The 22,790-nt window shown below is 61.0% G+C and carries 25 protein-coding genes; 13 read left to right on the top strand and 12 right to left on the bottom strand.

Translation table 11 applies throughout. The annotated features are described in order from the left end of the window. Positions 1 to 71 precede the first annotated feature (71 nt). Positions 72 to 977, bottom strand: a complete 906-nt coding sequence (gene ppk2, locus DWB67_RS02785; protein ID WP_119805953.1) for a polyphosphate kinase 2 — start codon at positions 975 to 977, stop codon at positions 72 to 74. A gap of 59 nt (positions 978 to 1,036) precedes the next feature. Continuing rightward, positions 1,037 to 1,498: a hypothetical protein gene (locus DWB67_RS02780; RefSeq protein ID WP_182911466.1), complete on the bottom strand. Its 462-nt coding sequence runs from the start codon at positions 1,496 to 1,498 to the stop codon at positions 1,037 to 1,039. A gap of 151 nt (positions 1,499 to 1,649) precedes the next feature. Here DWB67_RS02780 and DWB67_RS02775 point away from each other — a divergent pair, with 151 nt between their 5' ends. Next, the gene (locus DWB67_RS02775) at positions 1,650 to 1,946 is read left to right on the top strand and encodes an alkylphosphonate utilization protein (protein WP_220475088.1); all 297 of its coding nucleotides are present in this window, start codon (positions 1,650 to 1,652) and stop codon (positions 1,944 to 1,946) included. Here the strand turns inward: DWB67_RS02775 and cobD are convergent. Next, positions 1,943 to 2,905, bottom strand: a complete 963-nt coding sequence (cobD, locus tag DWB67_RS02770) for a threonine-phosphate decarboxylase CobD (RefSeq protein WP_119805951.1) — start codon at positions 2,903 to 2,905, stop codon at positions 1,943 to 1,945. The two genes, DWB67_RS02775 and cobD, sit on opposite strands and share 4 nt — an antisense overlap. A gap of 199 nt (positions 2,906 to 3,104) precedes the next feature. Between cobD and DWB67_RS02765 the strand changes: the two genes are divergently transcribed. The 6 genes from DWB67_RS02765 (at position 3,105) to DWB67_RS02740 (ending at position 7,078) form a co-directional block, all read left to right on the top strand. Beyond that, positions 3,105 to 3,608 carry a YbjN domain-containing protein gene (locus DWB67_RS02765; RefSeq protein WP_119805950.1) on the top strand — a complete coding sequence of 168 codons (504 nt, stop codon included), beginning with the start codon at positions 3,105 to 3,107 and terminating at the stop codon, positions 3,606 to 3,608. Between the two features lie 38 nt (positions 3,609 to 3,646). Then, a complete protein-coding gene (proC, locus tag DWB67_RS02760) occupies positions 3,647 to 4,453 on the top strand; it encodes a pyrroline-5-carboxylate reductase (RefSeq protein ID WP_119805949.1) in 807 nt (268 codons plus the stop codon). After that, complete coding sequence (locus tag DWB67_RS02755) at positions 4,450 to 4,782, top strand: tRNA-binding protein (RefSeq protein ID WP_119805948.1); 333 nt, start codon at positions 4,450 to 4,452, stop codon at positions 4,780 to 4,782. The genes proC and DWB67_RS02755 overlap by 4 nt, the downstream gene beginning before the upstream one ends. 20 nt (positions 4,783 to 4,802) lie before the next feature. Next, entirely contained in the window at positions 4,803 to 5,726 is a 924-nt protein-coding gene (locus DWB67_RS02750) for a D-glycerate dehydrogenase (protein ID WP_255418515.1), read from the top strand. Positions 5,727 to 5,791: 65 nt separating this feature from the next. After that, positions 5,792 to 5,989 carry a CsbD family protein gene (locus DWB67_RS02745; protein WP_119805946.1) on the top strand — a complete coding sequence of 66 codons (198 nt, stop codon included), beginning with the start codon at positions 5,792 to 5,794 and terminating at the stop codon, positions 5,987 to 5,989. Between the two features lie 126 nt (positions 5,990 to 6,115). Next, complete coding sequence (locus DWB67_RS02740) at positions 6,116 to 7,078, top strand: magnesium transporter CorA family protein (RefSeq protein ID WP_119805945.1); 963 nt, start codon at positions 6,116 to 6,118, stop codon at positions 7,076 to 7,078. A gap of 29 nt (positions 7,079 to 7,107) precedes the next feature. Here the strand turns inward: DWB67_RS02740 and DWB67_RS02735 are convergent, their stop codons facing one another. The 8 genes from DWB67_RS02735 to DWB67_RS02700 all read right to left on the bottom strand — a co-directional run bounded on the left by DWB67_RS02735 (position 7,108) and on the right by DWB67_RS02700 (position 14,496). Continuing rightward, positions 7,108 to 8,115 (bottom strand): sn-glycerol-3-phosphate import ATP-binding protein UgpC, encoded by a 1,008-nt coding sequence (locus DWB67_RS02735; RefSeq protein ID WP_119805944.1) that lies wholly within the window; start codon positions 8,113 to 8,115, stop codon positions 7,108 to 7,110. Positions 8,116 to 8,117: 2 nt separating this feature from the next. After that, on the bottom strand, positions 8,118 to 8,966 hold the full coding sequence (gene ugpE / locus DWB67_RS02730; protein ID WP_119805943.1) for a sn-glycerol-3-phosphate ABC transporter permease UgpE: 849 nt from the start codon (positions 8,964 to 8,966) through the stop codon (positions 8,118 to 8,120). Continuing rightward, positions 8,966 to 9,844 carry a sn-glycerol-3-phosphate ABC transporter permease UgpA gene (gene ugpA, locus DWB67_RS02725; protein ID WP_119805942.1) on the bottom strand — a complete coding sequence of 293 codons (879 nt, stop codon included), beginning with the start codon at positions 9,842 to 9,844 and terminating at the stop codon, positions 8,966 to 8,968. The genes ugpE and ugpA overlap by 1 nt, the downstream gene beginning before the upstream one ends. Positions 9,845 to 9,935: 91 nt before the next feature. Beyond that, positions 9,936 to 11,249 (bottom strand): sn-glycerol-3-phosphate ABC transporter substrate-binding protein UgpB, encoded by a 1,314-nt coding sequence (gene ugpB, locus DWB67_RS02720; RefSeq protein WP_119805941.1) that lies wholly within the window; start codon positions 11,247 to 11,249, stop codon positions 9,936 to 9,938. Between the two features lie 134 nt (positions 11,250 to 11,383). Continuing rightward, entirely contained in the window at positions 11,384 to 12,373 is a 990-nt protein-coding gene (locus DWB67_RS02715) for a DUF808 domain-containing protein (protein ID WP_119805940.1), read from the bottom strand. A 196-nt stretch (positions 12,374 to 12,569) separates the two neighbouring features. After that, positions 12,570 to 13,136: a fasciclin domain-containing protein gene (locus DWB67_RS02710; protein WP_119805939.1), complete on the bottom strand. Its 567-nt coding sequence runs from the start codon at positions 13,134 to 13,136 to the stop codon at positions 12,570 to 12,572. A gap of 101 nt (positions 13,137 to 13,237) precedes the next feature. Then, the gene (locus DWB67_RS02705; protein WP_119805938.1) at positions 13,238 to 13,945 is read right to left on the bottom strand and encodes an anti-sigma factor domain-containing protein; all 708 of its coding nucleotides are present in this window, start codon (positions 13,943 to 13,945) and stop codon (positions 13,238 to 13,240) included. Beyond that, a complete protein-coding gene (locus DWB67_RS02700; protein ID WP_119805937.1) occupies positions 13,942 to 14,496 on the bottom strand; it encodes a sigma-70 family RNA polymerase sigma factor in 555 nt (184 codons plus the stop codon). The genes DWB67_RS02705 and DWB67_RS02700 overlap by 4 nt, the downstream gene beginning before the upstream one ends. Before the next feature lie 132 nt (positions 14,497 to 14,628). On the opposite strand from DWB67_RS02700, the gene cobS reads away from it, so the two are divergent. Together cobS and cobT are read left to right on the top strand one after the other, a co-directional pair. Continuing rightward, entirely contained in the window at positions 14,629 to 15,600 is a 972-nt protein-coding gene (gene cobS, locus DWB67_RS02695) for a cobaltochelatase subunit CobS (protein ID WP_119805936.1), read from the top strand. A gap of 76 nt (positions 15,601 to 15,676) precedes the next feature. After that, positions 15,677 to 17,548 carry a cobaltochelatase subunit CobT gene (gene cobT, locus DWB67_RS02690; protein WP_119805935.1) on the top strand — a complete coding sequence of 624 codons (1,872 nt, stop codon included), beginning with the start codon at positions 15,677 to 15,679 and terminating at the stop codon, positions 17,546 to 17,548. Positions 17,549 to 17,608: 60 nt separating this feature from the next. Here the strand turns inward: cobT and DWB67_RS02685 are convergent, their stop codons facing one another. Next, a complete protein-coding gene (locus tag DWB67_RS02685) occupies positions 17,609 to 19,285 on the bottom strand; it encodes a chloride channel protein (RefSeq protein WP_119805934.1) in 1,677 nt (558 codons plus the stop codon). Between the two features lie 120 nt (positions 19,286 to 19,405). Between DWB67_RS02685 and DWB67_RS02680 the strand changes: the two genes are divergently transcribed. The 4 genes from DWB67_RS02680 (at position 19,406) to DWB67_RS02665 (ending at position 22,751) form a co-directional block, all read left to right on the top strand. After that, entirely contained in the window at positions 19,406 to 20,791 is a 1,386-nt protein-coding gene (locus DWB67_RS02680) for an FAD-binding oxidoreductase (protein WP_119805933.1), read from the top strand. Positions 20,792 to 20,857: 66 nt separating this feature from the next. Next, the gene (locus DWB67_RS02675) at positions 20,858 to 21,151 is read left to right on the top strand and encodes a hypothetical protein (protein ID WP_119805932.1); all 294 of its coding nucleotides are present in this window, start codon (positions 20,858 to 20,860) and stop codon (positions 21,149 to 21,151) included. A 164-nt stretch (positions 21,152 to 21,315) separates the two neighbouring features. Further along, a complete protein-coding gene (locus tag DWB67_RS02670; RefSeq protein WP_119805931.1) occupies positions 21,316 to 22,116 on the top strand; it encodes a GH25 family lysozyme in 801 nt (266 codons plus the stop codon). Then, positions 22,089 to 22,751, top strand: coding sequence for a type II CAAX prenyl endopeptidase Rce1 family protein (locus tag DWB67_RS02665; protein WP_119805930.1), 663 nt, complete (start codon positions 22,089 to 22,091; stop codon positions 22,749 to 22,751). Before DWB67_RS02670 ends, DWB67_RS02665 begins: the two co-directional genes overlap by 28 nt. Positions 22,752 to 22,790 lie beyond the last annotated feature (39 nt).

Here is a 22,790-nt window from a genome sequence, read left to right as displayed (position 1 = left end):
CCCCCCCTCATTCGTGCGCAAATATCTCGCGGGGGTCCGGGGGCGCGAAGCCCCCGGTGGTATCGGCCCCGTCAGTACTTTTGCGGCACATAGAGGTCGCGGGGCAAGACCTCCCGTTCATAGTCGGGGTTGAAGACACGGTCGGGCAGGCACACTTCCTCGTGCGGCACATCCTCATAGGGGATCATGCCCAGCAGGTGGTCGATGCAATTCAGCCGCGCGCGCTTTTTGTCATTGCCAGGGACGATATACCAAGGGGCCTCGGGGATGTTGGTGCGTTCGAACATCTCTTCCTTGGCTTTGGTATAAGCCTCCCAGCGGACGCGGGATTGCAGATCCATCGGCGACAGCTTCCACTGTTTCAGCGGGTCATGCACACGCATCTGGAACCGCATCTGCTGTTCTTCGTCGGTGATGGAAAACCAGTATTTCACCAGCCGGATCCCCGACCGCACCAGCATCCGTTCGAATTCGGGAACATCCTGAAAGAACTGTTCGACCTGATCTTCATCGGCAAAACCCATGACGCGTTCGACGCCCGCACGGTTATACCAGCTGCGGTCCAGCAGAACGATTTCCCCGCCTGCGGGCAGATGGGGGACGTAACGCTGGAAATACCATTGGGTTTTTTCGCGGTCCGACGGCGCGGGCAATGCCGCCACGCGCACGATGCGCGGGTTCAGGCGTTGGGTGATGCGCTTGATCGCGCCGCCTTTACCGGCGGAATCGCGCCCCTCAAAGACAACGACGACCTTTTCCTTGTGATAGCTGACCCAATCTTGCAGTCGGATCAGCTCGGATTGTAGGCGCAGCAATTCCTGAAAATACTTCTTGCGGTTCATCTGGTCAGGATGGTGGCTGCGATAGATACGCCGGATTTCGGCGGAAAGAACCGCATCCTCCAGCTCGATCTCGATGTCCTCGTCCAGGGTTTCCTGCAATTCGGCTTCCAGCCAGTCTTTATAGGTGTATTCCATTGCGGTCTCCTGGGTCTTCATTTGGCGGCGTTCTATGCCAGAAATGTAACGGCAACGCGTCAGCGTGAAAATTGACGCGCGCATTGCGGGGTGACGGCCAGCACAAAGCTGCCGTCGCGCAGCCCGTCCACAGTGCCGCACCATGTCCCGTCAGTGGTGAACAGGCTTTTGGTGCCACGGGCAGGGCGATAGGCGATGCGCCGTCCGTTCACATCGAACAGGTTCATGACCCCGCCCGCATTTCTGGCGTAATACCCCAGGACATCGCCTTGTGCGGTGAAAATCAGCCGCTGTTCATTAGCAGGGTTCGAGGGCCGGTTTTCCCAAGCCGATGAGGAATTGGCCGTATTGCCTGCCGAATTCCATGCGGCATTGGGTGAATTGCCCGAACGCGAGGGGCTATTGGCCGGATTGCCCGGTCCCATATCAAAGGGCAGCTGCGTGCGGTCCAGCACAATCAGCGGCGCATCGGCCAAGACAGGGGTGGCAAGGCAGCACAGGATCGACACCAACCGGAACATTACGAAAGACCCTTTGAACGGAATATCGCGGCATCATGCCCTTTCGACCGGCCCAAGAACAGCCTGTGCACCGGCAGTTGTTGCGCCTGCGCGCACAGCCGCCTAATCGGGACGGGGCGGGACAATCCTGCTGCAGATAAAGGGGCTGACAATGGCCGACGACGACTATGTCTATGATGAAGTGACAGGCGAATGGCGCCCTGCACCCGAAATCGCGGCCGAGGCTGCTGCCGGTCAGGTTGTCCGCGACAGCGCCGGAACGGTCCTGGCCGATGGTGATCAGGTCACCGTCATCAAGGATCTGAAGGTCAAGGGCACCAGCACGGTGCTGAAGCAAGGCACCCTGATCAAATCGATCCGCCTGACGGACAACCCGGACGAGGTTGATTGCCGCCACGACGCCATCAAAGGCCTTGTCCTTCGGACCGAATTCCTGCGCAAACGTTAAGGCTTTAGCACCGCGATCACGCGGTTCCATTCCGCGCGATTGCCCGGCACACCCAGCCGCAGCCATTGCGTGGAATAGGGGAAACGCCGCGACCAGATATGCGCCCGTGCCAGCCGTTCCTGTGCGGCTGTGGCATCGGCTGTCTCGTACAGCCGGAACAGATGCGTGCCGCCCGCCTGCGTCCACCCCGCCCCAAGCGCCAGATGGTCCAGCCGCAGCGCGGCCTCGGCGTGATAGGTGACGGTGTCATCGGCCCAAACCAGATCTGCCATCGCGGCTGAGGCGATCTGCAGCGCCGGTCCGTTGACCGACCACGGCCCCGCGGCCTGTGTGATCTGTGCCAAAAGATCCGGTGCGCCAACGACAAAGCCCAGCCGGACCCCCGCCAGCCCCCAGAATTTGCCGAAACTGCGCATAAGGGTGCAATTGGCGGGCAGGTCGCGGGCCAGCGACAGGTCGGGGCGCGGGTCGGCAAAGCTCTCGTCCACCACCAGATGGCCAACCTGACCGGCCAGATCACGCAACGCCTGTGGGGCCCATTCACGTCCGTCGGGGTTATTGGGGTTCACCACCACGGCCAGATCGGCCCCCGCCATATCAGCCACATCAGGCACCTGTGTGACCTGCCATCCGGCAGCGCTCAGGCTGGCCGCATGTTCGTTATAGGTCGGCGTCAGAACTGCCGCCCGCCCGACCGGCAGGATGCGTGGCAACAGCTGGATGGCTGCCGATGCGCCGGCCACGGGCAACAGCTGTTCAGGCGCGCAACCGTACCATTTCGCGGCCACGTCAATCAGCCGTGATTCGGCTTTGCGGGTGGGCAGATTGCGCCATGCGTCGCCGGATATGGCGGGCACCGGCCAGGGCCGCCGGTTGATCCCTGTGGACAAGTCGATCCAAACCCCGTGACCAAAGCGGTTTTGCGCCTCGTCCAGATTGCCTCCGTGATCGCGTTGCATCTTGGTTTCCCGCGTTAATTCCCGTGTTTTCTGGTAGGGCAGAACTTATCCCCATGCAATCCATCCCCAGAAACCAGCTTTACACCAAACGCCCCCAACGCCACGATATATGGTAAGAAGAGGGCGGTCAGACGCCTAGTGTTGTGTTTTTACCAAGCGGCCGCCGCGTGTCACGCTCCGGTCCGCCAGAAGGCAGACGATGTCCCTGAACCGCGCCTATATTGCCAGCGACGACATCCACCCCATCGACATCGTCGAGGCGGTGGCGACCCATCACGATTGGGATTTCGACCGCCTGGCCGACGATGAAATCGTCATGGTCGTCGAGGGGCAGTGGCGCATCTATTCGCTGACGCTGGCATGGTCGGCCAAGGACGAGGTTCTGCGCCTGATCTGCACCTTCGACCATGATCCCCCCGAAGCGCGCTTGCCCTTGCTGTATGAAACCATCAATCTGGCCAATGATCAGGTCTGGGACGGCGGATTTACCTATTGGGCGGGCGAAAGGCAGATGGTCTGGCGCTATGGTCTGGTGCTGGCGGGCGATATCATCGCCACCACCAAACAGGTGGACCAGATGATCCTGAGCGCGCTGACCGCATCCGAACGGTTCTATCCCGCATTCCAGCTGGTCGCTTGGGGTGACAGCGCACCGCGTCGGGCGCTGGACATTGCCTTCGGGGAAACCTACGGCAGGGCGTAACGGCGGGATCGCCTGCCTGCCACATACGGGGGAAGCGGATGAGCGATTTCAAGGATATCAACGCACGCGGACTGGTTCTGGTCGGCTGCGGCAAGATGGGCGGTGCCATGCTGAAAGGCTGGCTGGCGAGGGGGCTTGATGCGGCCTCGGTCACTGTCATCGACCCCAATCTGGCGCCTGAATGGCAGGATAAGGGCCTGAACGTGAACGGCGATCTGCCGTCCGATCCGGCGGTGGTTGTTCTGGCCGTCAAACCCCAGATGATGGGCGACGCCTTGGGCCAGATGCCCGATCTGTCCGGCGCGCTGGTGATTTCGGTGGCGGCTGGCACTACGATTGCAACCTTTGAAAAAGCATTCCCGGGTGCCCCCATCGTGCGCGTCATGCCAAATACACCCGCCGCAATCGGCAAGGGCATTTCGGCAATGGTCGGCAATGCGGCAACCACCCCCGCACATCTGGACCTGACGCAGGCGCTGATGCGCGCGGTGGGCCGCGTCGTGCGGCTGGACAGCGAAGACCAGATGGATGCCGTCACCGGCCTGTCGGGCAGCGGCCCCGCCTATGTGTTCCACATGATCGAGGCGATGGCCAAAGCTGGTCAGGCACAGGGCTTGCCCGCTGACATGGCGCTGGAACTGGCCCGCATGACGGTTGCGGGTGCGGGTGCGCTGGCTGTAGATGCCAATGAGGACCCTGCCGTGCTGCGCCGGAACGTCACCTCGCCCAACGGGACTACGGCGGCGGGGCTGGATGTGCTGATGCAGGAATTGCCCGATCTGATGGAGCGCACCGTGACGGCGGCCACCGAACGCGGCCGCGCCCTTGGTCGGGGCGAGGCATGACCATTACCTTTGACGACTTCGACAAGGTCGATATCCGCGTGGCCACAATCACCCGCGCCGAACCTTTCCCCGAGGCCCGCAAACCCGCCATCAAACTGTGGCTGGATCTGGGTGATCTGGGGGAACGTAAATCCTCGGCCCAGATTACGCGGCACTATGACCCCGAAACGCTGGTTGGCACGCAGGTGCTGTGCGTGGTGAATTTCCCACCCCGCCAGATCGGCCCCTTCATGTCCGAGGTGCTTGTCCTTGGCGTGCCCGACCCCGACAATCAGGTTGTCTTGATCCGCCCCGATATGGCGGTTCCGAATGGTGGGAGGCTCTATTGAAACTGCTGGTCACACGCCCGATGACAGCCCGCGCGACTGCGGCAATTACGGCGGAATTCGACGCGGATTTTCGGGAAAACTACGCGCTAGATGCAACGCAGGCAGCACAGGCGATGCAGGATTACGACGCGATCCTGCCGACGCTTGGTGATGCTTTTACGGCTGCGGCCTTTGACGGCAATCCGCGTTGCAAGCTGCTAGCCAATTTCGGGGCGGGCTTCAACCATATCGACATCGATGCGGCCAAGACCGCTGGTGTCGTCGTCACTAACACCCCCGAGGTTGTGACCGACGCCACCGCCGATATCGCACTGACGTTGATGCTGACCACCCTGCGCCGCACATCCGAGGCCGAGCGTATGCTGCGTGCCGGCGACTGGGTCGGCTGGAACCCCACCCAGATGCTGGGCCATCATATGACAGGGGCGACCGTCGGCATCATCGGCATGGGGCGCATCGGCAAAGCCATCGCGCAACGCTGCTACTTCGGGTTCGGGATGAAGGTGGTGTTCTACAACCGATCAACCGTGACGGATCTGGACTTTCCGGCCAGCCAGATCACCGATCTGCATGACATGCTGCGCGCTTGCGACGTGGCGGTCATTGCGGTGCCGGGCGGGGCATCCACACGCGGGTTGATCGGGCAGGACGAACTGACCGCTTTGGGCGGTGACAACTTTTTGATCAACATCGCGCGCGGCGATGTGGTCGACGAGGGGGCGCTGGTTGCCGCACTTTATGCAGGCACCATCGCGGGTGCCGGTCTGGATGTCTATGCCAATGAACCGACCATTCCGCAGGACCTGATCGACGCGCCCAACACGACGCTGTTGCCGCATCTGGGAACGTCGACGGATGACACCCGCACACAGATGGCTTTGCGCGCTTTGAGCAATATTCAGGCCTTTGCTTTGGGCCGGAACCCGCCGGACCGCATCGTCTGACAGGGAACCTTCGACGGGGGCTGCGTGTTGTTCCGACATACGCAATAACCTGTAAGGAGCGCGTCATGAACTGGGATATTATTCAGGGTAAATGGAAGCAGCTCAAAGGTCAGGCCCAAGAAAAATGGGGCGAATTGACCAATGACGATCTGGACCAGATCGACGGCAACAAGGACCAGCTGGCAGGGAAACTGCAGGAAAAATACGGCTGGACCAAAGAAGACGCCGATAAGGAAATCAATGACTATTTCCGCGACAAGTAAGCGGTTCCAAAGTTGGATTGACGACAAAGGGCACCTGAAAAGGTGCCCTTTTTGCTGTGCGGGCGACAGGTTGATCCCTGCGCCCGCATGGGGCACTGATAACCAACCCCAGCCGGAGCCTTCCAGATGCACTATGCCTATGCCGCCGATGGCAACCGCCTGACCCTGCTGGACCGTGATACCGATCTTCGTCAGGCGATCTGGATCGATCTGATCCAGCCCTCGGATGCGGAAATGACGCAATTGCGGGATATGGGCTTCAACCTGCCCACCCTGGCCGAGATGGAGGAGATAGAGCTGTCGAACAGGCTCTATCGGGAAGACGGCATGGATTACATGACCGCAATGCTGCCCGGCGAAATTGCGGGGGGCGGGCGTTTGTCGATGCCGGTGACATTCGTTCTGTCAGGCACGCAGCTGGTCACCGTACGCCACCATTCACCGCGCCCCTTTCTGACCTTCCCGACACGGGCCGAAAGATCGACCCTTGGATGCGTCACAGCCGATCGGGTTTTTATCGGCCTGTCCGAAGAAATCATCGCCCGTCTGGCCGATATTCTTGAAGGGGCAGGGCGGATACTGGACGATACGACGGCGGGTGTCTTCGATCCGCGGTCAGCCTCGGCGGGGTCGGACCGCTTGCAGGACGCCCTGCGCGACGTGGGCCGCGAGGCCGAGACCATGGCACGCGTCCGTCTGGGGCTGTTGACCATCGAACGGATGCTGGCCTTCTTTACCGCCCTGATCGAGGATCGCCCCGAAACCAAGCGGCTGCGTCCCGTTGTCCGCGCCCAGATGCGCGATGTCCAAGCGCTAGAGGTTCACGCGGATTTCCTTGGCAGCCGTGTCAGTCTGGCCGTCGATACCACGCTGGGGATGATCAACCTGCAACAGAACAATACTGTGCGCATCCTGTCTGTGATCGCGGCACTGTTCCTGCCGCCGACGCTGATCGCGAGTATCTACGGGATGAATTTTGCGAATATGCCCGAATTGCAAACGTCATGGGGCTATGTCTATGCGCTGGTGCTGATGGGGGCCACGACGGTGGGCACCTATCTGTTCCTGCGCTGGAAACGGTGGTTGTAAGGGGGCGATGAACGCCCCCTTGGGGTGCCTTAGGCGATGCGCTTGCCCGTATCCTTGTGGAACAGATGCAACGCCTCGGGGCGATAGGACAGGTTCAGACTGTCGGACAATAGTGCGTCCGAGGGCAGGGTGATCGTCAGGCGTTCCCCGCCCGTTTTGCCATGGACCAGACGCTGCGCGCCCAATTCCTCGACCGCCAGCACGTTCATCAGGATCGGGCCGTCGGGGGTGACGGTCAGATCTTCGGGGCGGATGCCGATCTGGCCCGCATGGGCGGTGCCGGGCAGATGCGCGACCGCGCTGCTGCTGATCAGGTTCATCGCGGGGCTGCCGATAAAGCTGGCCACGAATGCCGATGCAGGGGTGCGATACACCTCAAGCGGGGTGCCGATCTGTTCGACCTGACCGCCATTCAGCACGACCAGACGGTCAGCCAGTGTCATCGCCTCCAGCTGGTCGTGGGTCACATAAAGCGATGTGGTCCGCAGACGCTTTTGCAATTCTTTGATTTCCAGCCGCATGGCGACGCGCAGCTTCGCATCAAGGTTCGACAGGGGTTCGTCGAACAGGAAGGCGGCGGGTTCGCGCACGATGGCGCGGCCCATGGCAACCCGCTGACGCTGTCCACCCGACAGCGCGGCGGGGCGGCGGTCCAGAAACGATTCGATCTGCAAGATTTCCGACGCCTGTGCGACGCGCTTTTCGATTTCGTCTTTCGGGGTTTTGCGGTTCTTCAGGCCATAGGCCAGATTCTGGCGCACCGACATATGCGGGTAAAGCGCATAGTTCTGGAACACCATCGCGATGTCACGGTCGGCGGGTTCGACATTGTTGACGACGCGGTCGCCGATGCGAACCTCGCCCTCGCTGATGGATTCAAGACCGGCAACCATCCGCAGCAGGGTGGATTTGCCGCAGCCCGAAGGCCCGACCAGCACGATGAATTCACCGTCCTTGATGTCGATATTGACGCCACCCACAGCACGGGTGCCACCGGAATAGATCTTGCCAAGATTGTCTAGGGTAATGGAAGCCACGTTTATTTCTCCGTCTCGACAAGACCTTTGACGAACAGGCGCTGCATGCCGATGACCACCGCGACGGGCGGCAACATGGCAAGCATCGCGGTCGCCATGACCAGATGCCATTGCGGCAGACCATCCACGGCGTCGGCCATGCGTTTGATCCCCGCAACGATCGTATAGTAATCCGAGCTTGTGGTGATCAGCAGCGGCCAGAGGTACTGGTTCCAGCCATAGATGAACAGGATCACGAAAAGCGCGGCGATATTGGTGCGCGACAAGGGCAGCAGGATGTCGCGGAAGAATTTCATCGGACCGGCGCCGTCGATGCGGGCGGCCTCGGTCAGTTCGTCCGGGATGGTCAGGAAGACCTGCCGGAACAGGAAGGTCGCGGTCGCCGATGCGATCAGCGGCACCGACAGACCGGCATAGCTGTTCAGCAGGCCCAGATCGGCCACCACCTGGAAGGTGGGAACGATCCGCACCTCGACCGGCAGCATCAGCGTGATGAAGATGCACCAGAAGGCCAGCCCGCGGAACGGAAAGCGGAAATAGACCACCGCAAAGGCCGACAGGACCGAGATGGCGATTTTGCCGATGGCGATGGACAGCGCCATGATCAGGCTGTTGAACATCATCGTGCCGACAGGGGGCGTGCCGCTGGTGGACACACCCGCGCCCAGCATCTTGCTGTAGTTTTCGACCAGATGCGGGCCGGGCCACATCGGGATGGTGCCCGACATGAAATCGGTCGCGCCATGGGTGGATGCCACGAAGGCCACCCAGACAGGCAGTGCGACAATGCAGACCCCAAGGATCAGCGTTGCGTGGGCCAGAAGATTCAGGCCGGGGCGGTTCTCGATCATCAGTAGGCCACCTTCTTTTCGACAAAGCGGAATTGCACCACGGTCAGCATCAGAACCAGCATCATCAGCACCACCGATTGCGCGGCCGAGCTGCCGATATTCTGCCCGATGAAGCCGTCGAAATAGACTTTATAAACCATGATATTGGTGGCCTGCGCGGGGCCGCCCTCGGTTGTGGCGTCGATCACGCCAAACGTATCGAACATGGCATAAACGATATTCACGACCAGCAGGAAAAAGGTCGTCGGCGACAACAGCGGGAAGGTGATGTCAAAGAAACGCCGCACGGGGCCAGCGCCATCAATGGCAGCGGCTTCGCGCAGGCTGCCCGGAATGGATTGCAGACCCGCAAGGAAGAACAGGAAGTTATAGCTGATCTGTTTCCACGCGCTGGCAATCACCACCAACAGCATGGCGTCGGTCTTGCTGCTGATATGGTTCCAGTCATAGCCCAGCTGACCCAGCAAATAGGGCATGATGCCGATGGTCGGGTTAAAGATGAACCACCACAGGATACCGGCGACCGCAGGGGCCACTGCATAGGGCCAGACCAGCAATGTCGTGTAAACGCGGGTGGATTTGATCATCCGGTCGACTGCGATGGCCAGCAACAGGGCCACCCCCATCGACAGGATCGTGACCGAAATCGCAAAGACCGCCGTGACTTTCAGCGAATGGAAATATTCGGGACTGTTCCACAGATAGGTGAAATTCTCGAAACCCACAAAGGTCGAACGGGTGCCGAAGGCATCCTCGCGCAGGAAGCTTTGTCTGACGGCTTGGGCGGCGGGCCACAGGAAGAAAATGAATGTGATGATCAGCTGTGGCGCCAGCAAAAGCCAAGGCAGAAGCTGGTTGCTAAAGATGGTGCGCTTCATCGGATACCATATTGCAGGGAAAGGGCATCACTGCCCGAAAAATGGCGATAGGGCCGCGCAAGATGCGCGGCCCCAGTGACATGTCGGTAAGTTACTGGTTCTGCTTCTGGAATTCTTCCAGCAGGGCGTCGCCACGTTCGACAACGCTGTCCAGCGCACCTTGGGCATCCTTGTCGCCCGACAGCAGCTGTTCGAATTCCTCGTCGATGATGCCGCGGATCTGGACATAGTTGCCAAAACGCAGGCCTTTGGAATTCGCCGTCGGCTCGTTCAGGGTGATCTGGTTAATGCCGGTATCTGCGCCGGGGTTTTCGGCATAGAACTCCTTCATCTGCTCACCCGCAGCAGCGGTGATCGGAAGATACCCCGAGAAAGAGGCCCAATCGGCCTGAACTTCCGGTGTGGACAAGTATTTGAAGAATGCCGCCGTGGCCGCATACTCTTCGTCAGTCTTGCCCGACAGCGCCCAGAGGGTAGCACCACCGATGATCGAATTCTGCGGCGCACCTTCGATATCGTCGTAATAGGGCAGCATGCCGAAGCCCAATTCGAAATCGGTCGCATTGGCAATGACGCCCGCGCGGCTGGCCGAGCTGTTCATGATCATTGCGCAATCCTGCGCATAGAACATCGGTGCCGCGTTATCGCCGCCGACCGGACCGCCATATTTGAAGATGCCTTCGTCGGCCCATTTCTTCAGGTTGCCCCAATGCTGGACCTGTGCGGGACCGTTCAGCGACAGACGCGCATCAAGCCCGCCGAAGCCGTTTTCCAGCGTGCCGATTGGCTGGTTGTGCCATGCGCTGAAATTCTCGGTCTGAATCCAGCTGATCCAGCCGGTGGTGAAGCCACAGGATGCCGCATCGGATTCGATGATTTTCTTGGAAAACTCTTCGACCTCGGCCCATGTTTTCGGCGGGGTCTCGGGGTCAAGGCCGGCTTTTTCGAAGACGGTCTTGTTGTAATACAGGATCGGGGTCGAGCTGTTGAACGGCATCGACAGCATGTTGCCTTCGCTGTCCGTGTAATAACCGACAACCGAGGGCAGGAAGACCGAAGGATCGAAGCCTTCGCCATGTTCTTCCATCAGCTGGTACACGGGAACGATGGCGCCCTGCGCGGCCATCATGGTGCCGGTGCCGACCTCGAAGACCTGAACGATGGCGGGCTGCTGCTTGGCGCGGAAGGCAGCGATCGCGGCGGTCATGGTTTCGGGATAGGTGCCCTTATAGGACGGCACGACCTTGTATTCGTCCTGACTGTCGTTGAAGCCCTGAACGATTTCCTCAAGCTTGGTGCCAAGCTCACCACCCATGGCGTGCCACCAGTCGATGGTGGTTTCGGCATTGGCGGCGCTAAGCGATGCAACAAGCGCCACCGCGGATGCGGTGCTGTAACGGATCATATAGTCTTCCCTCCCATTGGAGTTGCGATGTGACCACCGCCTAACCCCTCCGGACGACAGTCACGCAACATTATTGTGAAGGGAATGTGACAGTCTTTGACTGTTCGGTCAATCACGTCGACAGGGACACGTCCTTATTCGCGAGATTTGGTAAACCTTTGGACAACCGGAAGAATAGTTGCCTGCATCACCGGGTTGATGATCATCGACGCGACCGGCAGCAGAATCAGACCCAGCACCAGACCGATGATCCCGTCGAAAAAAGCCGTCGTCACCCAAGCGGCAATACCAGCGATGGCGGGCACGGCTGCAGCGGCGGCTTCGGCCATATGGTGGATGGTATCATAGGGCAGATGCCAGCCCAGATCATGCACCCCGTGGACGATGATTTGTCCGCCAACCCAGATCATCGCGGCGGTTCCGACGATCATCAGCAGCGTCATCAGATGCGGCATGACAATCACGATGCCCCGACCGAAGGCTGCAACCGGACCGGTTCGGCCTTTTGCCAGATGCACACCCAGATCATCGGCTTTGACGATCAGTGCCACAGCGCCATAGACGGCAATAGTCACCCCGACAGCCACAATCGCCAGAATCAGCGCCTTGACCCATAGCGCGTCAGAGGCGGGGATGGTCGACAGGGCGATAGTCATGATTTCGGCTGACAGGATGAAATCGGTTTTGATCGCGCCCGCCACGCGCGCCTCTTCCAGTGCGGCGCCGTCGCCTTCGGGATGCGTATGGGCCTTGCTGTCATGCGTGTCAGAGGCGTGGAACAACGATGCGATCTTATGCGCGCCCTCGTAACACAGATAGGCACCGCCCAGCATCAACAGCGGCGTGATCAGCCATGGCGCAAAGACCGTCAGCAGCAGCGCAACCGGCAGCAGGATCACCAGTTTGTTGAACAATGACCCGCGCGTGATCTTCCAGACGATCGGCAATTCGCGATCCGCCTTGAAACCCTGCACGTATTTCGGGGTGACAGCGGCATCATCGATCAATGCACCTGCGGCTTTGGCACCGGCTTTAGCGGCCTGTCCTGCCACATCATCGATCGAGGCTGCAGCGACCTTCGAGATGGTGGCAATGTCGTCAAGAAGCGCGATCAGGCCGCTCATATATCAGATCCCCTTTTTGGGTCGGTATGTGTGTTCACAGGTCCTTGGCACAGTCTGCCCCATGCCTTCGACATTTTGCAACGCTGCGCAACGCCCTGCGGTTCACCATAGAAAAAGCCCGCGCACCGAGGGGGGAGTGCGCGGGCAAAAGGGCCGGTCAATCGGGGGACAGACGGCCCCTATGCTGTTGGATGGATTACATCGCGGGCAGCATGACGGTGTCGATCACATGGATCACGCCGTTCGACTGGTCCACATCAGGGATGGTGACGGTCGCAACGGTGCCGTTTTCATCGGTCAGTTGCAGCGCGTTGTTGTCGGGGTTGATCGAGGCGCTTAGCGTGCAGCCGCCAACGGTCGGGACATCATGTGCGCCGCCGTCATCCGCGATCATCTTGCCGATTGCGGGCGACATCGCGTCGGCAGCAACCACATGGCAGGTCAGGATCTGTGCCAGCTTGTCCTTGTTTTCCGGCTTCAGCAGGTCTTCGACCGTGCCTGCGGGCAGTTTTTCAAAGGCAGCATTGGTGGGGGCGAAAACGGTGAACGGACCTTCGCCCGACAGCGTTTCGGCCAGGCCGGCGGCCTGAACAGCGGCAACCAGCGTGGTGTGGTCAGCCGAATTCACGGCGTTTTCGACGATGTTTTTTTCCGGGAACATTTCTGCACCACCAACCATGGTGTTCTGTGCCAGAACGGGGGCGGTGAACGCGACGGTGGCTGCAAGGATCGAGGCACCGACTTTGGTAAACTTGCTGAACATGGTCTTCCTCCGGTTTGATAGACAAGCGCAGATTTGCGCCCTGTGCCTATAGTCACGGAGGAGGGACGGGTAAGTTGCACCCGTCCCCGATTATTTTATGGTCACGAACGCGTGAGGTCCGAAATCGCCACCACAGGACCGGTTGCCTGACCGGTGGGCGATCCACCCAAGGGTTCGTTGGACAGGGCGATCTTGATATCCTCGGCGGGGTCCAGACCTTCGGGCAGGGTCATCCGCAGGTTGCCGTCGCGCGGCACCAGCCCGATGGAAACCGGCGCCGAGCCGTCAGGCTTGATCCACCAGATCTCAAGATCGCGATCGGAAGGCAGTGCGCCGTTTTCGGTCGCAATTTCCATTTCACGTCCGTCAAGACGGGCCGCGACGCGCATTTCGCTGTCTTGAACCTGCAACTGGGCCTGAAAGCCGGGTTGCGGCGCAGGCGACTGTTGTCCGGGCATCCATAAAAAGGCCGCGACGGCTGCGATAGCCAGCAGACCTGTCAATGCGCCCATCGGGCCGCGCCACCATGCGCGACGTTCGGTCGGATCATTGGCCAGCGGCGGGCTGGCATGTCCCAGCCGTTCACGGATCGCGTGACGGGCGCGGGCGGGGGCCATGACGGGGGTCAGCTCTTCGGCCAGACCCGCCAGCCGTTCCTGCCAGTCCAGCACCATACGCGCAAATCCGGCATCTTCCGACACGCGTGTATTGGCCGCGGCCAGATCATCATCATCCAGCAGGCCAAGCGCCAGTTCGGCCGCCAAAGCCTGATCTTCCTCATGCGGGGTCAGGGGGGCGTCTTCGGTCATTGGCTTACACAGTCTTTAAGGCGCAACAGGCTGCGGCGCAGCCAGCTTCGCACGGTATTGACGGGCATATTCTCACGCTGTGCCAGATCGGCATAGGTGACACCCTCAAGATAGACGGCGCGGACAGCACCTGCCTGCGCGTCGGCCAGCTTGGCCAGACATTCGTTCAGCATCTGCCGTTCCTGCGCCATGATCGTGGCCGATTCGGGGCAGGGTTCCAGCGATGCAACCGATGCGGCGGCATCTTCGGGGGCCGTGACGGGGCGTGATCCGCGGGCGCGCAACTTGTCGATGGACCGGTTACGCGCAATCGTGATTAGCCATGTCATGGGCGACAACCCGTTCGAGGCATAGCGCGAGGCACTTTGCCAGATGCGTATATAAACCTCTTGCAGGGTTTCCTCGGCCTCGGGGCGGTCGCGCAGCACGGACAGGCAAACCGCGTGCAATTTGGCCGATGTGGCATCGTATAGGGCGTCAAAGGCATCCCGGTCGCCAAGCGAGATGCGCGAGATGAGGCGTTCCAGCTCTGTTCTGCGTGCGTCGTTCAAGGGCCGCGTTTCCTAATGTGGGATTTCCCAGCCACCTTATGGATGCTGTGGCAAGGCGTCAACGCGGCCCGCCTTGCGTCTGCGGCACGAATGCGCGATCAATGCGCCAACGCGATGAGAGAGGCCGGACGAATGCTGGACATGAACGCCAAACCCACCGAAGAGATCGACCTGCGCGAGGTGTTCGGTCTGGACAGCGACATGAAGGTGAAAGGCTTTGCCGAACGCACCGATCGTGTCCCCGAGGTCGATAGCACCTATAAGTTCGACCCCGACACCACGATGGCGATTCTGGCGGGCTTTGCCTATAACCGCCGTGTGATGGTCCAGGGCTATCACGGGACGGGCAAATCGACCCATATCGAACAGATCGCCGCACGGCTGAACTGGCCCTGTGTGCGGGTGAACCTTGACAGCCACGTCAGCCGGATCGACCTGATTGGCAAGGATGCCATCAAGCTGGTGGACGGCAAGCAGGTCACGGTCTTCCACGAAGGCATCCTGCCTTGGGCGCTGCGTAACCCGACCGCGATTGTGTTCGACGAATACGATGCAGGCCGCGCCGACGTGATGTTCGTTATCCAGCGTGTGCTGGAGGCTGACGGCAAGCTGACCTTGCTGGACCAGAACGAGGTGATCACTCCGAACCCCTTCTTCCGCCTGTTCGCCACCGCAAACACCGTGGGTCTGGGCGATACGACGGGCCTGTATCACGGCACGCAGCAGATCAACCAAGGCCAGATGGACCGTTGGTCGCTGGTCTCGACGCTGAACTATCTGTCCCATGATGCAGAAGCCGCGATCGTGCTGGCCAAGAACCCGACCTATAACACCGAAAAAGGCCGCAAGACGGTCGGCCAGATGGTCACTTTGGCCGATCTGACCCGCAAGGCCTTCATGCAGGGCGATCTGTCGACGGTCATGTCGCCGCGGACGGTGATCTCGTGGGCGCAGAACACGCGTATTTTCGACAATGTCGGCTATGCGTTTCGCCTGACCTTCCTGAACAAATGTGACGAATTGGAACGCCAGACGGTGGCCGAGTTCTATCAGCGTCTGTTCGACGAGGAACTGCCCGAAAGCGCAGCCAGCATCGCCGTATAACAACGGCTGACGCGGGCAGGCCCGATGCCTGCCCGCGCATGATTCAAAAGACCGCCGCGTGGGGAGAAGACGTGACATGAACAAGCCCACTGACAATCCCGCCGATCCCTTCAAGAAGGCGCTGACCCAAGCGACGCGGGCGCTGGCGGATGAACATGAACTGAACGTCAGCTTTACGGCAGACCCCTCGGGTGTGGCGGGTGATACCATGCGCTTGCCCCAGATCAGCCGCCGCATGGGCCGGGACGAGGTTCTGCTGGCCCGTGGCACCGCGGATGCGCTGGCCATGCGGATGCGCCACCATGATGCGGCGACCCATGCGAAATATGTCCCCGCAGGCCCGATGGCCCGCGAGCTGTATGAAGCCATGGAAACCGCCCGCTGCGAGGCTTTGGGCGCCCGCGACATGCCCGGTGCCCTGTCCAATATCGATGCCCGTATCGGTGCCGACGCTGATAAAAAGGGCTATGCCCAGATTAATGCGCCTGCTGACGCCCCCCTGTCGGTTGCGGCAGGCTATATCGTGCGTCAAGCGGCCACGGGTCGTCCCTTGCCAGCAGGCGCGCAGAATGTCGCCGATCTGTGGCGTCCTTTTGTCGAAAGCCAGGCCGGTGGATCGCTGTCGGATGTGAATGACGCATTGGCCGACCAGTCGGATTTTGCCCGCCTTGCCCGCAAGATCATCACCGATCTGGGCTATGGCGACCAGCTGGGCGAAGACCCCGACCAGCCCGAGGATGACGACGCCGAAGACAACGCCGAACAGGACGAGGAAGCCGGCGACAACCAGTCCCCCGAGGAAGACGAGGGCGAGGACGCCGAATCCAGCGCCGAACGTAGTCAGGAACAGACGCAGGACGAAAAGCAGGCCTCGGTCAGTATGGACGACCAGTCCGAGGACGAGATGGCGGATGAGGGCGAGATGCCCGATTCGGACCCGCCCCCTGATCAGCCGCCCCCCGTCAGCGATGCCAGCGCCGATTATACGGTCTTTGCCCAGACATGGGACGAAGAAATCCGCGCCGAGGATCTGGCCGATGAGGCCGAACTGGAACGTTTGCGCGCCTATCTGGACAAACAGCTGGACCCGTTGCGCGGTGCGGTCAGCCGTCTGGCCAACAAATTGCAGCGCCGTTTGCAGGCCCAGCAGAACCGCAGCTGGGAGTTCGATAAGGAAGAAGGCGTGCTGGATGCAGGCCGTCTGGCGCGCGTCGTTGCCAACCCGACGATGCCCTTGTCCTTCAAGATCGAGAAAGACACCGAATTCCGCGACACGGTCGTGACGCTGCTGATCGACAATTCGGGGTCGATGCGTGGTCGTCCGATCAGCATTGCCGCGATCTGTGCCGATGTTCTGGCACGCACGTTGGAACGCTGCAACGTCAAGGTCGAGATTCTGGGCTTTACCACCCGCGCATGGAAGGGCGGCCAAGCCCGCGAGGCTTGGCTGGCCGCCGGTCGCCCCGCCCAGCCCGGACGCCTGAACGATCTGCGCCACATCGTCTATAAATCCGCCGATGCGCCTTGGCGTCGGGTACGGCCCAATCTGGGCCTGATGATGAAGGAGGGTCTGCTGAAGGAAAACATCGACGGTGAGGCCTTGGAATGGGCGCACCGCAGGTTGTCCAAGCGGACCGAGGCGCGCAAGATCCTGATGGTGATTTCGGATGGCGCACCGGTCGATGATTCGACGCTGTCAGTGAACCCCGCCAATTTCCTTGAACGGCATCTGCGCGATGTGATCGCTATGGTCGAAAAACGCCGCGCGGTCGAGTTGTTGGCCATTGGTATCGGCCATGATGTGACACGCTATTACGAACGCGCCGTCACAATTACCGACGCAGAACAACTGGCGGGTGCGATCACCGAACAACTGGCTGCGTTGTTTGACAGCGATCCGCGCAAAAGGGCGCGGGTGTTGGGCATGGCGTCGCAACGTCGGGGCTGATCTGCGTCCCGCGACAGCAGGGGGGCCAGCCCCCCGGACCCCCCGCCGTGGGTGACGGGGTCAGGCGTGTTCCTCGGCTGCGGTTTCGGCAAGGGCCTGGTTCAGGGTTCGCAGTGCATCGATGTGATAGACCACGCCGATAATCTGCGGTTCCGTATCGGGGTCCGGTTGGGACATGACGGGCAGGAAAGCGGCCTTGGTCCGGTCGAATTCCTGCAGGGCTTTTTCAAGTGTCGTCCCCTGTTGCAATGTCTGGCCCGAGGCCGCGATATTGCGGACCAGATCGGTGGCCGGTGCGGCATCGCTGTCCAAGGCGCGAATGACCGGTGTGATACGCAGATTGCGCGGCAGCCAGATGTGCGGACCCTCGGCCAGATGGATGCCACGGTTTTCCAACTGGCTGAAAAAGAACGACCGCCGCAACAAGCGCGATGCCAGGGCCGAGCTGAGCGAGATGGCCGTCATGACCGCGATGCCGGTTTGCCAGTCGCCGGTCATTTCGAAGACGATCAGGGCTGTTGAAATGGGGGCACCAAGAACGGCGGCACCGACAGCGCCCATGCCTGCGAAAGCATAGACATTCACATTGCCCGAAAACGTCGGCAGCAGGCTGGTCGCGATGATGCCGAAGGCCAGCCCTGTCAGTGACCCCATCACCAAGGCGGGCGAGAATATGCCACCGCCCATGCGCCCGCCAAGGGTAATGGCGACCGCGATGGCTTTGATGGTGGCCAGCAGGATGGCCTGTGGCAGCCCGATCTGACCCGTCAGCGCGGCGGCGGTGGTTTCATATCCGACGCCGATGATATGGGGAAAGCGGATCGCAATCAGGCCAAGACACAGGCCAGCAAGGGCAGGTCGCACCCAACGCGGCCAGCCAAGGCGGGTCATGACCATCGTGCCTATGCGATCCGCGCGGAAGATACCGCGCATAATTGCCGCCGCGACCAATGCGCAGATCAGACCCAGCAACATGAAGGCGGGCAGTTCGACATAGAACCCGATGTCCATGCGGTCGGGCAGGATGAATTCGGTCAACCCGCCGAACTGCATGCGGTTGATCACGGTGCCAGCAACGGCGGCAATGGCGATGGGGGCAAAGGCGTGGACGGCGAAATGGCGTAAGACCACCTCATGGGCGAAAAGCGCACCGGCGATGGGGGCGTTGAAGCTGGCGGCGACGGCGCCCGCCACCCCGCAGCCCAGCAATTCACGGCCCGTAATCGGGCTGGCCTTGATGCGGCGGGCAACCGCGGTTGAAATGACACCGGCCAGATGAACCACTGGACCTTCACGGCCCGAACTGCCGCCCGTCCCAAGGGTGATCAGCGATGCGGCGGCGGATGCCAGACCTTCGCGGGTTTCGACGCGTCCACCGTCAAGGGCCGCACCCTCGATCACGTCAGAGACTGCGCGGACGCGGGCGTCCGTGGTGAAACGGTCAAGGATCAGCCCGACGGCCAGCCCGCCGATCACCGGCACGATCAACAGCCAGCCCCAAGGCAATTCACCCGCCACGCTGGCCATTGTTACATCATCAGCCCCGTACACCGCGCGTTGCAGGGCGGAAATCCCCAAGCGGAACCCCAATGCGGCAAAGCCTGCGCCTGTGCCGATCAACAGGGCCAGCATCCAGAACTGTGCCTGACTGGGACCGCGTTCACGCATAATACGCATGACCTGCCGCGCGCTGTCACGAAGCGCGCCTAGCGGACGGATCTTGGTCGGTTCGGGCATGGGGCAAGGTCGCAATGCGGTTTGATGGGGTATCGGACCATAAAAGGGCGCCCGGGTCCAGCGGTTGCCTTTGGCAATATCAGGACTAATCTGCGGCAAACCGTTGAAAAGGAAAGCCCGATGCCGATTCCCCAAAGCCTTGCGACCGAACTGACCGACCTGCTGGGCGCGCGCTTTGTGACGGGGCAGGGGGATCGTGACCAGCACGCGGCCTCGGAAAGCTTTCATACTGCGCCGCCCCCTGATGCGGTTGTCTATCCTGAAACCACACAAGAGGTTTCGGCCATCATGCGGGCCTGTTCGGCAGCGGGCGTTCCTGTGGTGGCATGGGGGACAGGCACGTCGTTGGAGGGGCATGCCCTGGCGGTTCAGGGGGGCATCACGCTGGATATGGTGCGCATGAACCGCGTGCTGGAGGTGCGGGCCGAAGATATGCAGGTCTCGATCCAGCCCGGCCTCACGCGTGAGGCATTGAACGAGGATCTGCGCGCGACAGGTCTGTTCTTTCCCGTCGATCCGGGTGCCAATGCCAGCCTTGGCGGGATGGCGGCCACGCGGGCCAGCGGCACAACGGCTGTGCGTTACGGGACCATGCGCGACAATGTCATGGCGTTGCAGGTGGTGCTGGCCGATGGTCGTATCATCCGCACCGGATCGCGGGCGGCCAAAAGCAGCGCCGGTTATGATATGACGGCCCTGTTTGTCGGATCCGAGGGTACCTTGGGCATCATCACCGAACTGACGCTGCGGTTGCACGGACAGCCCGAACAGACAGCCTCGGCCGTCTGTGCCTTTGATAGTCTGCAAGCGGCGGTGGAATGCGTAACGCTGACGATCCAGTCGGGCATTCCTATGGCGCGGATCGAATTTGTGGACGCCCTGACGGCGCAGGCGTTCAATCTGCATTCGGGTGCCTGCATGCCCGAAACGCCGCATCTGCTGGTCGAATTCCATGGATCGGACAGTGCGGTGGCACAGGATGCCGAACGCTTTGGCGAAATTGCCCGCGAATGCGGCGCGCAGGGGTTCGATTGGGCCACAACACCGGAAGACCGCGCACGCCTGTGGCGAATGCGGCACGGGGCCTATCGCGCGTCTTTCGTGCTGCGGCCCGGCGCGGTGGGCGTGGTGACCGATGTCTGCGTCCCGATGTCACATCTGGCCGATGCGGTGGCACAAGCCGCCGCCGAGATTACCAATGCCGGAATGATCGGGCCGATTGTCGGCCATGTGGGGGATGGCAATTTTCACGCGCTGTTGCTGGTAGACCCCGATTCCCCCGATGAAATCGCCCGCGCCAAGGAACTGGCCAAGCGGATGGCCCGACATGCGCTAAGCGTCGGGGGCACGATCACCGGCGAACACGGGGTCGGCATCGGCAAGCGTGCGATGATGCAGGCCGAACATGGCGATGCATGGCAGGTTATGGGCGATATCAAAGCGGCGCTTGATCCCAAGGGCATCCTGAACCCCGGAAAACTGGTTCCCGATACCGCTGCAAGCTAGGCACGGAAGGGAACCGCGAAGGGTAAGCGGCGTTCCGAAAGCAGCCCCAACCCTGCGGAGGACCCGATGTCATTCAATCACCAAGATCCTGAAAACGACGCCCGTAATCACAAGCCCGCCATTATCGCCATTGTTGTGGCGCTGATTATTGCGGGTCTTGTCTTTCTGGTCTTCCAGCCCAGCAGCTCGGAACCGGAAGGTGACGGGATTGCCACGACCGCACCACCCGCCGACACGCCTGTCACCGATGCCGAAGGGCTGACCGGCGACGATGAGGCCCCCGGATCGCCCGGTGCGAACACACCTGCCGATGCGTCACCCGAAGCCACCCCCGAGGATTCGGCCCCCGGCGACCAGTAACCATAAAACATGGCGGGCCCTGACCGGCCCGTCAGCGGCTTTTCGTCCCTGACGCAGTCGTGACCACTCGCCCCCAATGACAAAGCTTCACGGTTTTGCGATAACGCGAAACAATGGAGTGCGTAACAGCACCCGCGAGTGACGCATGGATAATTGGGGCAGGCATGAACATCGTTAAGAAACTGATGCTGGGATTGATGGTGGTGACATTCGCCATTTCATGTTCCCGCACACCGCCACAGGGCGGATATGGCTATCGCAATGCCCCGGGTCCGGGCGCGAATCCGCAATTGGGCGATAACCGCCCCCATACATGGGGCAATCGCGGCCCCTATGGAATGGCCGTGCATGGAATCGATATTTCGCGCTGGCAGGGGGATATCGACTGGAACCGCGTTCGCGGTGCAGGGATCAGCTTTGCCTATATCAAGGCGACAGAAGGCGGCGATCATACCGACCCGAACTTCATGCGTTACTGGCGCGAGGCTGGTCAGGCCCGAATTCCGCGCGGGGCCTATCATTTCTATTATTTCTGTCGTTCGGGTGCGGAAAACGCCTATTGGTTCATCCAGAACGTCCCGCGCGAGGCAGGGTCGCTGCCGCCAGTGCTGGATATGGAATGGGCAAATTCGCGCACCTGTCCGCGCCGCCCCCCCGCAGCCGAGGTCAAGCGCGAGGCCGAGATTTTCCTGCAGATCGTCGGTCGTCACTATGGCCAGCGTCCTGTGATCTATACCACGGTCGATTTCTTCCGTGAAAACCGGATGGGCGATCTGCAGGCCGAATTCTGGCTGCGTTCGACCGCAGCGCATCCTAGCGAAACCTATCCGGGCCAGCGCTGGGGCTTTTGGCAATACACCGGCACGGGATCTGTCCCGGGCATTTCAGGCAATGTCGACCTGAACGCCTTTGCCGGATCAGCTTCGGATTGGGCACGATGGTTGCAGACACGCATGGTGCGGTAACGCCGAACCTCTGGCTGAAGGCGGAATTCGCGGCAATCTATCTTCTTGCCCCAATGGCCATCGCTTTGTTCCTGCCGCCCGGACATCTGTTCCGGGCGCTTGCCATCTTCAGCATTGCGGGCATGGTTCTGCTGTGGGTCACCGGAGGATTCCGGTGGCGCCAGCTTGTCCGTGGCTGGCGGAGGATGCCATGGCGTGAAATTGTCGGTATTATCATCGTTACCTTTGCGACCTGCTATCTTATTCTGGCAATCTCGCGGCCCGGGGCGCTTTTTGCCACACCACGCAACAATCCCATGATGTTGCTGGCGATCTGGGTGCTTTATCCGCTGCTGTCAGCCTTGCCGCAGGAACTGATCTTCCGCCCGTTGTTTTTCCATCGCTATGCCGCGATCCTGCCCGCCGGACGTGCAGCCATCGCGCTGAACGCGGCGGTCTTTTCCTTTGCACATCTGATGTATTGGTCATGGATCGTGGCATTTATGACCTTTTTTGGCGGCTGGATTTTCGCCCGCGCCTATCTGCGTCACGGCTTTCCGGCGGCCTGGGCCCTGCATGCAGTGGCCGGAAACGTCTTGTTTGCCCTTGGAATGGGGGTTTATTTCTACAGCGGCAACGTCGTGCGTCCGTTCTGAGCGGTTGACTTCGCGGCCAACCCGCGCTTTGTGCGGGGG

It is taken from the genome of Paracoccus sp. JM45, from assembly GCF_003590715.1.
In the GTDB taxonomy this organism is placed as follows: domain Bacteria; phylum Pseudomonadota; class Alphaproteobacteria; order Rhodobacterales; family Rhodobacteraceae; genus Paracoccus.
This window is presented reverse-complemented; position numbering and strand designations above follow the sequence as displayed.